At 60.5% G+C, this 13160-nt stretch carries 10 protein-coding genes; 9 read left to right on the forward strand and 1 reads right to left on the reverse strand.

Translation table 11 applies throughout. The features are described from left to right. Positions 1 to 168 precede the first annotated feature (168 nt). The 5 genes from J2T09_RS03355 (at position 169) to J2T09_RS03375 (ending at position 7100) form a co-directional block, all read left to right on the forward strand. Positions 169 to 1998, forward strand: a complete 1830-nt coding sequence (locus J2T09_RS03355; RefSeq protein WP_306831085.1) for a sensor histidine kinase — start codon at positions 169 to 171, stop codon at positions 1996 to 1998. Beyond that, positions 1995 to 3368, forward strand: a complete 1374-nt coding sequence (locus J2T09_RS03360) for a sigma-54-dependent transcriptional regulator (protein WP_306831087.1) — start codon at positions 1995 to 1997, stop codon at positions 3366 to 3368. Before J2T09_RS03355 ends, J2T09_RS03360 begins: the two co-directional genes overlap by 4 nt. Before the next feature lie 428 nt (positions 3369 to 3796). Then, positions 3797 to 4780 carry a tripartite tricarboxylate transporter substrate-binding protein gene (locus tag J2T09_RS03365; protein ID WP_306831089.1) on the forward strand — a complete coding sequence of 328 codons (984 nt, stop codon included), beginning with the start codon at positions 3797 to 3799 and terminating at the stop codon, positions 4778 to 4780. Positions 4781 to 5120: 340 nt separating this feature from the next. Then, positions 5121 to 5582: a tripartite tricarboxylate transporter TctB family protein gene (locus tag J2T09_RS03370; protein WP_306831091.1), complete on the forward strand. Its 462-nt coding sequence runs from the start codon at positions 5121 to 5123 to the stop codon at positions 5580 to 5582. 12 nt (positions 5583 to 5594) lie between these two features. Further along, positions 5595 to 7100, forward strand: coding sequence for a tripartite tricarboxylate transporter permease (locus tag J2T09_RS03375; protein ID WP_306831093.1), 1506 nt, complete (start codon positions 5595 to 5597; stop codon positions 7098 to 7100). 129 nt (positions 7101 to 7229) lie between these two features. On the opposite strand, the gene J2T09_RS03380 is transcribed toward J2T09_RS03375, so the two are convergent. Continuing rightward, on the reverse strand, positions 7230 to 8318 hold the full coding sequence (locus J2T09_RS03380; RefSeq protein ID WP_306831095.1) for a LacI family transcriptional regulator: 1089 nt from the start codon (positions 8316 to 8318) through the stop codon (positions 7230 to 7232). Between the two features lie 249 nt (positions 8319 to 8567). On the opposite strand from J2T09_RS03380, the gene J2T09_RS03385 reads away from it, so the two are divergent. The 4 genes from J2T09_RS03385 to J2T09_RS03400 all read left to right on the forward strand — a co-directional run bounded on the left by J2T09_RS03385 (position 8568) and on the right by J2T09_RS03400 (position 13072). Continuing rightward, complete coding sequence (locus J2T09_RS03385) at positions 8568 to 9818, forward strand: ABC transporter substrate-binding protein (protein WP_373458373.1); 1251 nt, start codon at positions 8568 to 8570, stop codon at positions 9816 to 9818. Positions 9819 to 10162: 344 nt separating this feature from the next. After that, positions 10163 to 11077: a carbohydrate ABC transporter permease gene (locus J2T09_RS03390; protein WP_132271361.1), complete on the forward strand. Its 915-nt coding sequence runs from the start codon at positions 10163 to 10165 to the stop codon at positions 11075 to 11077. Then, on the forward strand, positions 11077 to 11961 hold the full coding sequence (locus J2T09_RS03395) for a carbohydrate ABC transporter permease (protein WP_306831103.1): 885 nt from the start codon (positions 11077 to 11079) through the stop codon (positions 11959 to 11961). Before J2T09_RS03390 ends, J2T09_RS03395 begins: the two co-directional genes overlap by 1 nt. Positions 11962 to 11965: 4 nt before the next feature. After that, complete coding sequence (locus tag J2T09_RS03400) at positions 11966 to 13072, forward strand: ABC transporter ATP-binding protein (protein ID WP_306831105.1); 1107 nt, start codon at positions 11966 to 11968, stop codon at positions 13070 to 13072. Positions 13073 to 13160 lie beyond the last annotated feature (88 nt).

The raw sequence follows: 13160 nt of genomic DNA on the forward strand, positions 1-13160 counted from the left end.
TCGCACTGCGCTCGCAGCCGTTGCAGAGATAAGCACTGTTCAGCTTCTCGCGAAAGCTGCATTTTTCAATCGTCAAATTTGGACGATCTTTTGCGGCGTGGTGACAATCCTCACGTCTTCATTACAATGATGTTATCGCTAAGTGCGGGAGGAGGAGCCCGGGCTTTCTTGAAAAACCGTTTTGTCCTGATTGTGGGCGGGCTGGCAGCCGTGGTGCTGGCGCTGATCGTGCACGGCAGTCATGTTGCCGGGCGAAGTTACATGCGCGAGGCATCCGAACAGGCCGGCACGACCTTGCGCCTTGCTGTTTCCGCGCTCGACGGACACTTGCGTCGCTTCGAGGCGCTTCCGGCGCTGATTGCCGACCATGACGATGTCGAGGCGTTGATCGTCGATCCCGCCAATGAGGGCCTGCGCGATGCCACCAATCTCTATCTGAAAGAGATAAACGCGCTTCTGAAATCCTCGGATATCTATGTGATGACCCTGGACGGCATGACGATCGCAGCCAGCAACTTTGACAGCGATACGAGTTTTGTCGGCGAAAATTTCAGTTACCGACCTTACTTTCAGGAGGCGGCGGCCGGGCAGCAATCGCGCTTTTATGCGCTCGGCACCACGTCCGCCAAACGTGGCTATTACTTCTCCTCACCGATCGAAATCGGCGGCACGATTTATGGCGTCATCGTCTTCAAGGTCGATATCGACGGTATCGAGGCCTCGTGGGGCAATAGCGACAGCCGCATTGTCGTGTCCGATCCCGAAGGCATCATCTTCATGACCGGCACGCCGAACTGGCTCTACAGCAGTTTTTGGCCGCTGACGCCGGAGCGGCTGGCCAATTCGAAAGCGTCCCGTCGTTATTCCGATGCGGTTCTGCGCGAACTTCCCGTTCAGCGCGCTCAGGATGGTGAGCACGCCATGCTGTCGATTTCGGAAGAGGGGACGGAGAAGGAATTTCTGGTCCTGTCGCAACCCATGCCGGAAGCGGGCTGGACGGTGGCGGTGCTGATGGATACGGCGTCCGTCCGCACGCAGGCGCAGATTGCCACCATCGTTGCGGTTCTTCTCGTCTGCCTCGCCTTTCTCGGCGGCGCCATTCTGGTGCAGCGGCGCATGCGGCTGGCGGAACGCATCAAACTGCAGGCCGAAGCGCAGGAAAATCTGGAACGCCGGGTGGAGGAACGCACCGCCGATCTCGCCCGCGTCAATGGTCAGATCAAGCAGGAAATCGCCGAACGCCGACTGACCGAAAGGCGCTTGCGGCGCACGCAGGCGGACCTCATCCAGGCCGGAAAACTGGCGGGGCTGGGGCAGATGTCGGCGGCGCTGAGCCACGAATTCAACCAGCCGCTGGCTGCAACCAAAACCTATGCGGACAGCGCGGCGCTGCTGATCGAGCGCGGCCGGCCGGGTGAGGCGAGCGACAATCTGCGGCGCATTTCCGCGCTGATCGACCGCATGGCCTCGATCAGCCGACACCTGCGCAATTTCGCCCGCAAGCCGGAGGAAAAGCTGTCGGTCGTGTCCTTCGACGATGTGATGCGCGACACGCTGGAAATCGTCGATGCCCGGCTGCGCGCTGCCGATGCGGTCCTGACGATCGAGATGGATAGGCCGCCGCCGGTGGTACTGGCCGGTGCCGTGCGCCTGCAACAGGTTCTGGTCAACATCATCACCAATGCCGCCGATGCCATCGAGGGGCTGGAGGACCGGCGGATTATCGTCTCCGCCACACGCAGCGATGACGGGCGCGTGGTGATCAGCGTGCGCGATCATGGTCCGGGCGTGCCGGTCGCCATTCGCGAGCGGATTTTTGATCCCTTTTATACCACCAAGGGTGTGGGCAAGGGGTTAGGGCTTGGTCTTTCCATCTCCTACAACATCATCAAGGATTTTGGCGGCAGCCTCAGCGTGACCGATCACCCGCAGGGCGGTGCGGTATTTGCCATCGAACTCACCTCGGCCGATGCCGCCATCGGGAGGGCTGCCGAATGAGCGAGCAGCGCGTGCTTCTGATCGATGACGAGGAGGAATTGCGACGCTCCACCAGCCAGGCGCTGGAACTGGCGGGACTGCAAGTGCAGACCTTTTCCAATGCCGATCATGTGCTGGAACTGACCGGGTTCAGTTTCGACGGTATCGTCGTCAGTGATATCCGCATGCCGGGGCTGGATGGCATGACGCTGCTGCACCGGATCCGTGAACTCGATGCGGAAATTCCGGTCATTCTTGTCACCGGCCATGGCGATGTGCAGCTGGCCGTGAAGGCAATGCGCGAGGGGGCGTATGACTTCCTCGAAAAACCGTTCACCATCCAGCATCTGGCCGGCATCATCCGCAGGGCGCTCGATCGCCGAGCGCTGGTGCTGGAAAACCGCCGTCTGAAGGCGGTGGCGGGCAAGCGTGACGATCTCGAAACCCGGCTGCCGGGGCGCACGCAGGCCATGGTCGATCTGCGTTATGCCATTCGCGCCATAGGGCCGACGGATGCCGATACGCTGGTCATCGGCGAAACCGGGGCGGGCAAGGAAGTGGTGGCACGCGCCCTGCACGATGTCAGCCCACGCGCCAACCGGCCTTTCGTTGCCATCAACTGCGCGGCGCTGCCGGAAAACCTCATCGAGAGCGAACTTTTCGGCCATGAGCCGGGCGCTTTTCCGGGGGCGCTGCGGCCGCGTTACGGCAAATTCGAACACGGGCGGGGCGGGACCATTTTGCTCGACGAGATCGGTTCCATGCCTTTTGACTTGCAGGCGAAATTCCTGCGGGTTTTGCAGGAGCGGGTGATCAACCGCCTCGGCTCCAACGAGACGGTGGAATTGGACGTGCGTTTTATCGCGACGAGCAAGGTCGATCTGGAGGCGGAAGTGCTGGCCGGGCGTTTTCGCGCCGATCTTCTTTACCGGCTGAATGTCGCGACCGTTTACGTGCCGTCCTTGCGGGAACGACGGGCCGATATCCCGTTGCTATACCTGCAATTGGTGCGTGAGGCGGCGGCGCGTTATGGCCGCGAGGATCATCCGATCTCGCACGAACTCCTGTCGGCCGTGGCGCAACGCGACTGGCCGGGCAATGTCCGTGAATTGCGCAATGCCGCCGACCGGCTGGTGCTCGGGCTCGATCTCAATCCGGCTGACATTCCGGGTGTGGGGAAATCACCGGAAGGGCGTCTGGCGGAACGGGTGGCGGCATACGAGCGCACCGTGATTGCCGATGCGATTGCCGCCCATGGCGGGGCGCTGAGGCCCGTCTATGAACAGCTCGGCATTTCCCGCAAGACGCTTTACGAAAAGATGCAGCGGCATGGGCTGGACAAGAAATTGCTGGGGGCGGAGTTGGGGGTAGGAGGTGATTTAGAGGGGTGAGTTTGGAAGTTTGAGGGTGCGGCTTGCCTCTTCATCCCCGCGCGCGGGGAGAAGGTCCGGAGCGAAAGCGAGGGGATGAGGGGCGGCCTCAAGCTCTGAGTTCGCGGCCTTTGCCCCTCATCCGCCTGCCGGCACCTACCGGGGACGGGTCGCTTGCCCCGTCCCGTCCTCCGGACCCCCGTAAAACGGGGAGAAGGGAGGATGTCGCACCGTACTCGGCCAGCTCATAAACCCGATGTGTCGAAATCCACCCATGCCATGCCCGTCATGGGTGAAATTCCACCCATTGCCCTCTCTGATCCCCCCGAAAAACTGGCAAGTGCAAAGCGGTTTATTGCGCGGCGTCCTCAAGCTGCGGACAGATAAAACATTCGGACGCAGCGGGAGGAGCCGTGACCGTTCGGTCAAGTTTATCTGGGAGGGTAACGATGAAAATCCTGAATACGATTCTGGGCGCCGCGGCCTTTGCAACGGCTGGCGTCATCGCGTCTGCCGCTTTCGCGCAGACCTATCCGACACGCTCGATCACCATGGTCGTGCCGTTCGCGGCCGGTGGCCCGACCGATACGGTGGCGCGTCTTGTCGCCGAATCCATGTCGAAGGATCTCGGCCAGCAGATCATCGTCGAAAATGTCGGCGGCGCCGGTGGCACGCTGGGTGCGGGTCGTGTCGCCAATGCCGATGCCGATGGTTACACCGTGCTTCTGCACCATATCGGCATGGCCACAAGCGCCACGCTTTACCGCAAGCTGCCTTATGACACGCTGAATGCCTTCGAATATGTCGGCCTCGTCACCGACGTGCCGATGACCGTCGTTGCTCGCAAGGATCTCGACGTCAAGGATTTCAAGGGTCTGGTGGAATATGCCAAGGCCAATAGCGACAAGGTGACGGTGGCCAATGCCGGTATCGGCGCTGCCTCGCACCTGTGCGGCATGCTGTTCATGTCGGCCATCGAAACGCCTCTCGTCACCGTGCCCTACAAGGGCACCGGCCCGGCGATGACCGACCTTTTGGGCGGTCAGGTGGATATCATGTGCGACCAGACCACCAACACCACCAAGCAGATCCAGGGCGGCACGATCAAGGCCTATGCCGTCACCTCGCCGGAACGTCTTGCGATCTTCAAGGATATCCCGACGGTTGCCGAAGAAGGCATGCCGGCCATGCAGGTGGGCATCTGGCACGGTATCTACACGCCGAAGGGCACGCCGGCAGAGGCCAATGAGCGCCTGTCGAAGGCCTTGCAGGTGGCCCTGAAGGACCCGAACATCGCTTCCCGTTTTGCCGAACTCGGCACGCTGCCTTCGCCGGAAACGGATGGCACGCCGGCTGCGCTGAAGGCGAAGCTGGAAAGCGAAATCGCCCGTTGGGAACCGGTCATCAAGGCGGCCGGCCAGTACGCGGACTGAGGTTTTTTGCTGGTCGTTGCCTGTCTTCAACCCTGCAGCATGTGGAAGGCAATCGCTTTGAAATTGTGATGGAGCCGCGTGCTCCCCGTGATCTCCCCCCTTGAGGGGGAGATGTCACCGAAAGGTGACAGAGGGGGGTAAGCAACGGTGCGGCGGAGACGTGGGAAATGGCATGTCGCCGGAACCACCCCCCTCTGCCCTGCCGGGCATCTCCCCCTCAAGGGGGGAGATCGGCCGAACGGCATCGCCGAAATCAACATGCGACAGCTCTGGTCACGAGGGGACGAAACCTCTGGAGGCAGACGACAAAATCACCCGATCCACACGCATCGGAGACACCATGAACTCTCTGAAATTCGACAGAACCAATCTCATCTGCGGGCTGATCTTTGTCGGCCTCGGCATCTTTTTTGCCCTGCAATCGCTCGATCTCGAACTCGGCACGGCGTTTCGCATGGGGCCGGGTTATTTCCCGTTCATCCTGGCGCTTGCCCTCATCCTGTTCGGCGTCATCATTCTGGTGCAGTCGCTGCGGGTGGTGCATGAGCCGATCAGCGGCATCGCCTGGCGCGGCATGTTCTTCATTCTCGCCGCACCCATCCTGTTCGGCATCACCGTGCGCGGCCTCGGTTTCGGTCCGTCGCTGTTTATCTGCTCCTTCTTGGCCTGCTTTGCCTCATCACGCATGAAAGTGTTGCCGGCGATCGCCCTGTCGGTAGCGATCACGATCTTCTCGATACTGGTATTCACCTATGGCCTCGGCCTGCCTTTCCGCATTTTCGGCCCCTGGCTCGGTTATTAGGATCAGCGCGACATGGAACTTTTCAGCAATCTCGCGCTCGGATTTTCGACCGCAGGCTCCATCGAAAACCTGCTTTTCTGCCTGATCGGCGTGCTGCTCGGCACGTTGATCGGCGTGTTGCCGGGTATCGGTGCCACCGCCACCATCGCCATGCTGTTGCCGATCACCTTTCAGCTGGAGCCGGTCTCCTCGCTGATCATGCTGGCCGGCATCTATTACGGCGCGCAATATGGCGGCTCCACCACCGCCATTCTCATCAATATGCCGGGGGAATCCTCGTCGGCCGTGACCGCCATCGACGGTTACCAGCTGGCACGCAAGGGCAAGGCAGGCGCCGCACTGGCAATCGCTGCCATCGGCTCGTTTTTCGCGGGCACGGTGTCGACCTTCCTCGTTGCCATCTTTGCGCCGCCGCTCACCGAAGTGGCTCTGAAATTCGGCGCCGCCGAATATTTCTCGCTGATGGTGGTCGGCCTCGTCTCCTCCATCGCGCTGGCGCATGGATCTATCATCAAGGCGCTGGCCATGGTGTCGCTCGGCTTGTTGCTGGGCCTTGTCGGCACCGACATTTACACAGGTGCGCCACGCTTCACGCTCGGCATTCGTGAATATTCCGACGGCCTGAATTTTGTCGCCGTCGCCGTCGGTATCTTCGGTATTGCCGAAATCCTGCGCAATCTCGAAAACGAAAGCACGCGCTCGGTTCTGATGTCCAAGGTCAGCGGGCTGATGCCGAGCCGCGAGGATTTTCGGGCGATGATCGCCCCTATCCTGCGCGGCACGGCGGTCGGCTCCATTCTCGGCATCCTGCCGGGCGGCGGTGCCGTGCTGGCGGCATTCGCTTCCTATACGATCGAAAAGAAGGTTTCCAAACATCCGGAGGAGTTCGGCCATGGCGCAATTGCCGGCGTGGCAGGGCCTGAAAGTGCCAACAATGCGGGTGCGCAGACCTCGTTCATTCCGCTTCTGACCCTCGGCATTCCGGCCAACCCTGTCATGGCGCTGATGATCGGCGCGATGATCATCCAGGGCATCGTGCCCGGTCCGAATGTCGCGACCGAACAGCCGGCTCTGTTCTGGGGCATCATCGCCTCGATGTGGATCGGCAACCTGATGCTGGTCATCCTCAACCTGCCGCTGATCGGGCTGTGGGTAAAACTCCTGACCATTCCTTATTACGTGCTGTTCCCGATCATCATGGCCTTCTGCTCGATCGGGGTTTATAGCGTTAATTCAAACGTTTACGACCTCTATGCCGTCGCGTTTTTCGGCTTCATCGGTTACGTGCTGGTGAAACTGCGCTGCGAGCCGGCGCCGCTGCTGCTTGGCTTCGTGCTCGGCCCGCTGCTGGAGGAAAACCTGCGGCGAGCGATGATCCTTTCGCGAGGTGATGCGACCACCTTTGTTACCCGGCCGATCAGTGCTGGCCTGCTGTTGATCGCGGCGCTGGTTCTGGTCGTGGTCTTCCTGCCGGCGGTCAAGGCCAAGCGCGAAGTGGTGTTCCAGGAAGAGGATTGAGGGTTTCGCCTCGGGTGTGAAACCTCCACCATCGTCATCCTCGCCCTTGTGGCGGGGATCCAGCCAGCCCAAGTCTTTGGGCTGGAAAGACTCTTTGACCGCGCAGACGCGCGATCGCTGGATCCCGGCTCAAGGCCGGGATGACGGCGGAGAGGGGGGCAGTTCCTCGGCCAGCCTCTGCAAATGCTGCAATTCGCCGACCGCCACCGGTCCAGCGATGCGCCGCAACAGCAATTGCCCCATCAGCAATCCAGCCTCGGTCAGATCCTCATAAATCGTCTCCACCCTTGGGCGGATCTGGTCGAACAGCCCGGACGTCTGCTTGGCGACAAAGTCCACCTCGCGGCCGGGCAATAGACCGTGGTCGTAGCATGCGGCCATGATCGCCATCGCCACCACTTCACCACCGCAGACAAAGCCGTCCGGCGGCGAGGGCTGGCTCAGCCGCTTGTCGAAATAACGTCTTATATCGTCCGACTTGCTGTCCAGCGTAATGCCGGTGGCGATCTCGAAACCGACGCCTTCCTCGCGCACCGCCGTCATGAAACCGTGGCGCATGTGGTGGGCGAAAGTGAAAGTCTCCGGCGGCAGCACGATCGTCAGTTTTGCACAGCCGGAGGCGATTAGCTTTTTGGCGGCCCGATAGGCGAAATCGTAATTGTCGTAATCGACGAAGGGATGTGGTGTCGCCAGTTCCGTGCGGCCATGACAGATAAACGGAAAGTCGTTCTGCATCAGAAGTTTGACGCGCTGGTCCATCGGCTCGGTGCGGGTGAAGATGATGCCGTCGGCAAGCCGGTTGCGAATGATGTGCTCGACCGGCTCGATTTGCGGGCTGTCGGAAAAATGCGGTGATATGACGAGGTGATAGGGCGTGCCGCGCAGGGCCGCCGTAACGCCCTTGATCATCGATGTGGCGTAACCGAGGATTTCCTCGTGCGGATCGAGGATCAGGCTGATGACGTTGGTGCGGCCGGTGCGCAGACGCTGGGCAGCACGGTCCGGCAGGTAACCGATTTCGGCCGCCACCTGCGCCACGCGCTGGCGGGTTTCGAGCGCTATCTGTGGTGCGTCGGCCAGCGCCCGCGACACGGTGGTGACGGCAAGGCCGGTCAGCTCGGCAATCGTTCTCAATGTGGGTTTGGCGGCATCGCTACCGCGTCCGGCACCTTTCGTGCGTCGTGCGGGCCGGCGCTCCTCAAGATCCTCCAGCGGCATAAGCAATCCTCCTCCACGACGCACGGCTAGCTGGAGGCCGCACGACATTGTGAAAACGTTGCAAAAGCCAAATGATATTTCAAGTTCTGTTTTTGCTATCCATTCTTTTTCAACAAAATCAATTATTTAAATGAATATGTACATTCGTTGACAAACTGCAAATGACGGGTTGACACCTACCGTAGTTGTATCGTTATAAATTTGCATATCCGGAGAGGAGCCCGGATTTGAGGGAGAGACATCATGAATATGCGTAACTTCGCCAGCCTCGCTGCTGGTGCTGCACTCATTGCATTGGCTGCCGGTTCGGCAAAAGCTGCGGAAGAAGTTGAAGTCCTGCACTGGTGGACTGCCGGCGGTGAAGCCGCAGCGCTCAACGTGCTGAAGGAAAATCTCGCCAAGGAAGGCGTTTCCTGGAAGGACATGCCGGTTGCCGGTGGTTCCGGCGTTCAGGCCATGACGGCGCTTCGTGCCCGCGTCACCTCCGGTGATCCGCCGACCGCTGTGCAGATGCTCGGTTTCGACATCCGCGATTGGGCCGAACAGGGCGTTGTCGGCAATCTCGACGAACTTGCTGAAAAGCAGGGCTGGGCCAAGGTCATTCCGGAAGCGCTGCAGGCATTTTCGAAGTACGACGATCACTGGATCGCCGCTCCGGTCAACGTTCACTCCACCAACTGGCTGTGGCTGAACAAGGCCGCCTTCGACAAGGCCGGCGGCAAGGAACCTGCCAACATCGAAGAGCTGATCGCGCTGCTCGACAAGTTCAAGGAACAGGGCCTGACCCCGCTCGCCCATGGCGGCCAGCCCTGGCAGGACGGCACGTTGTGGGAATCCGTCGTTCTTTCCACCGGCGGCATGGATTTCTACAAGAAGGCCGTCATCGACCTCGATCCGGCCGCTCTTTCGGGCGACCAGATGAAGCAGGTCTTCGACACGATGTCGAAGCTTCGCACCTATTTCGACCCGAACTTCTCCGGTCGTGACTGGAACCTGTCCACCGCCCTCGTCATCGAAGGCAAGGCCGGCGCCCAGCAGATGGGTGACTGGTCGAAGGGCGAATGGCTGCGCGCCGACAAGAAGCCGGGCACCGATTTCGTGTGCATGCGCTTCCCCGGCACGCAGGGTAACGTTCTCTTCAACGCCGACCAGTTCGTGATGTTCGATGTGGGTGAGGAAAAGCGCGACGCGCAGATGAAGCTTGCGTCTGCTGTCGAGGATCCGGCCTTCCAGATCGCCTTCAACACCGTCAAGGGTTCTGTCCCGGCCCGTACCGACGTGCCCGGCGACCAGTTCGACGATTGCGGGAAGAAGGGCATCAAGGATGTTGCCGATGCCGCCAAGGCCGGCACGCTGGTCGGTTCGCTGGCCCATGGTTACGCCCAGCCCGGCGCCGTCAAGGAAGCCGTGTTCGACGTCATCACCCAGCACCTGAACGGCCAGATCGATACGGCCACGGCGTTGAAGCGTCTGCCGGAAGCGGTTGCTGCTGCGAAGTGATTGGGCTGCGGGGTGAGCTCCGTTTGTCATTGCCGCCTCTCCTTGGAAGGCTGTGGACGGACTGAACGGATGCATCCTGCCGATCTCCCCCCGTGAGGGGGAGATGCCCGGCAGGGCAGAGGGGGGTAATTCTGGCGCAAATGCCGCTTTCGAACCATCTGTTGCACCGTAACGCACCCCCCTCTGTCACCTTTCGGTGACATCTCCCCCTCAAGGGGGGAGATCATCGGGAGCAAGCGGCGCCGTCGCAAAGCACTATGCAACAGTCAGAATGTTTGGCGCCGGGTGAATAACCTTTCTGTATCAATGACATGCGGCCTATCCGAACTCTGCCGGAGATCATCATGACCACAATCGAACCGGCCACTGCTTCACCGCCGCGCCGAAATTTTGCCGACAGCCTGCGCGGCTGGCTTCCAAAGCTCGTACTGGCGCCATCCTTCGCGGTGATCCTGCTGTTCGTCTACGGTTTCATCCTGTGGACCGTCTATCTGTCCTTCACCAATTCGCGCATCCTGCCGGTCTATAAACTGGTCGGCTTCGATGCCTATGTGCGCCTGTGGTCGCAGCCGAACTGGTACATGGCGATGAAAAACCTCGCCATCTTTGGCGTGCTTTATATCGGCATCTGCATTTCCATCGGCCTTGGCCTTGCCATACTGATGGACCAGCGCATCCGCGCCGAAGGCATCTTGCGGCCGATCTTTCTGTATCCGATGGCGCTGTCCTTCGTCGTGACCGGCACGGCCTGGAAATGGTTTCTCAATCCCGGCCTCGGCATCGAAAACACCATGCACAATCTTGGCTGGGAGAGTTTCAAGTTCGACTGGCTGGTGAACCCGGACATGGCGATCTATACCGTCGTCATTGCCGGTGTCTGGCAGGCCTCCGGTTTCGTCATGGCGATGTTTCTGGCGGGCTTGCGCGGCATTGATGGCGAGATCATCAAGGCCGCTCAGATCGATGGCGCGCCGCTGACAAAGATCTATCGCCGCATCATCATTCCGATGCTGCGCCCGGTGTTTCTCTCGGCCTTCATCGTGCTCGCGCATATGGCGATCAAATCCTATGACCTCGTGATTGCGCTGACCGGCGGCGGCCCCGGCAATGCCACCGAACTGCCGTCCACCTTCATGTATTCCTACACGTTCACCCGCAGCCAGATGGCTGTCGGCTCGGCCAGTGCGGTGATGATGCTGATGGGCATCACGGCGATCATCGTTCCCTATCTCTATTCCGAACTCAGGGAGAAACGCTGATGAGCGGCGCTGTCCAAGAAACCGTCAGCGGCGGCTCGGCAAAAACCGCCCGCGTGGTGATCTATGGCCTGCTCATCCTGCTCGCCGCCATCTATCTTCTGCCGCTTTATGTGATGCTCACCACGTCGCTGAAATCGCTCGACGAGATCCGTGGCGGTGACATGCTGTCGCTGCCGTCCTCGCCATCGATCGCGGCCTGGACCAAGGCATGGGGCGAAGCCTGCATCGGTGTTACCTGCACCGGCATCAAGGGCTATTTCTGGAACTCCATCAAGATGGTGGTTCCGGCGGTGATCATTTCGACGCTTCTCGGCGCATTGAATGGCTACGTGCTAACAAAATGGCGGTTTCCGGGCCACAAGATCATCTTTGGCATGATGCTGTTTGCCTGCTTCATCCCGTTTCAGGCAGTGCTGATCCCGATGGCGCGCATGCTGGGCATGATGGGCATCGCCAACACCACGACCGGCCTTGTCTTCGTCCACGTGATCTACGGCCTCGGTTTCACCACGCTGTTCTTCCGTAACTATTACGAGGCGTTTCCGGACGAGCTGATCAAGGCGGCGATGATGGATGGTGCCGGGTTCTTCCGCATCTTCTGGCGCATCCTGCTGCCCACCTCGGGACCGATCATCGTCGTCACCGTCATCTACCAGTTCACCAATATCTGGAACGACTTTCTGTTCGGTGTGTCCTTCTCATCCGGCGGTTCCTCGCCGATGACGGTGGCGCTCAACAACCTCGTTGCCTCCTCCACCGGCGTGAAAGAATACAATGTCGACATGGCCGCTGCGGTGTTCGCGGCGCTGCCGACACTGTTCGTCTACATCGTCGCCGGACGCTATTTCGTGCGTGGCCTGATGGCCGGCGCAGTCAAGGGATAACACAATGAGCTTTCTTGAAATCAGGAACCTGCGCAAGAAGATCGGCAATGTCGAAGTCCTCAAGGGCATCGATATCGAGCTGGAAAAGGGCGGGTTTCTCGTTCTCGTCGGCCCGTCCGGCTGCGGCAAGTCCACGCTGCTCAACGCCATTGCCGGCCTGTTGCCGCTGACCTCGGGCGATATCGTCATCGACGGTCAGGTGGTCAACGACCTGCATCCGTCGCAGCGTGACATCGCCATGGTGTTCCAGTCCTATGCGCTTTATCCGAACATGACGGTGGAAGAGAATATTGCTTTCGCGCTGGAAATGCGCGGCGTGCCGAAGGATGAGCGCGCGGCGGCGGTGAAAGTGGCGGCCAAGACGCTGCAGATCGAACATCTGCTGACCCGTCGTCCGAGCCAGTTGTCCGGCGGCCAGCGCCAGCGTGTCGCCATGGGTCGCGCACTGGTGCGCAAGCCGCGTGTCTTCCTGTTCGATGAGCCGCTGTCCAACCTCGATGCGAAACTGCGCGTCGAAGTGCGTGCCGAAATCAAGTCGCTGCACCAGAACACCCATGCCACCATCGTTTACGTCACCCACGACCAGATCGAGGCGATGACGCTGGCGACCAAGATCGTCGTGCTGAAGGAAGGCACCGTGCAGCAGATCGGCACGCCGGCGGAAATCTACAATCTTCCGGCCAACCTGTTCGTTGCCGATTTCATGGGCTCTCCGGCCATGAACATGCTGGATGGCAAGGTGGTCGGCACCGGCGCTGAGGCCCGCATTTCGCTGTTCGGCGACCAGTCGATCACCGTGCCGGTTCCGCCGACGGTGGCCGCCGGTGCATTGAGCGAAGGGCAGTCGGTTCTGCTCGGCCTGCGCCCGGAAGCGATCACCGATACCGGCCTGGCCGATCCGCAGGCGCGCTCGGTGACCCAGATCGAGGCGCCCGTGATCATGACCGAGCCGACCGGTTCCGATACCTTTGTCACGGCCGAACTCGGGGGCAAACATTTTACCGCCCGCACCCGCGCGGAAGTATCCTGCCAGGCGGGTGATACATTCCGCTTTGCCTTCAATCTCGACAAGGCGGTCGTCTTCGATCCGCAGAGCGGGCTGCGACTTTAGTCTTTTCTGTATTTGCTCTTTATCATGGGAAGCCCGGTTATACTGCGGCTTCCCTTTTGCATTTATGAGCGGGCGTGAACCGGGAGAT

This window comes from Neorhizobium huautlense, assembly GCF_030811685.1.
Classification (GTDB): domain Bacteria; phylum Pseudomonadota; class Alphaproteobacteria; order Rhizobiales; family Rhizobiaceae; genus Neorhizobium; species Neorhizobium huautlense_A.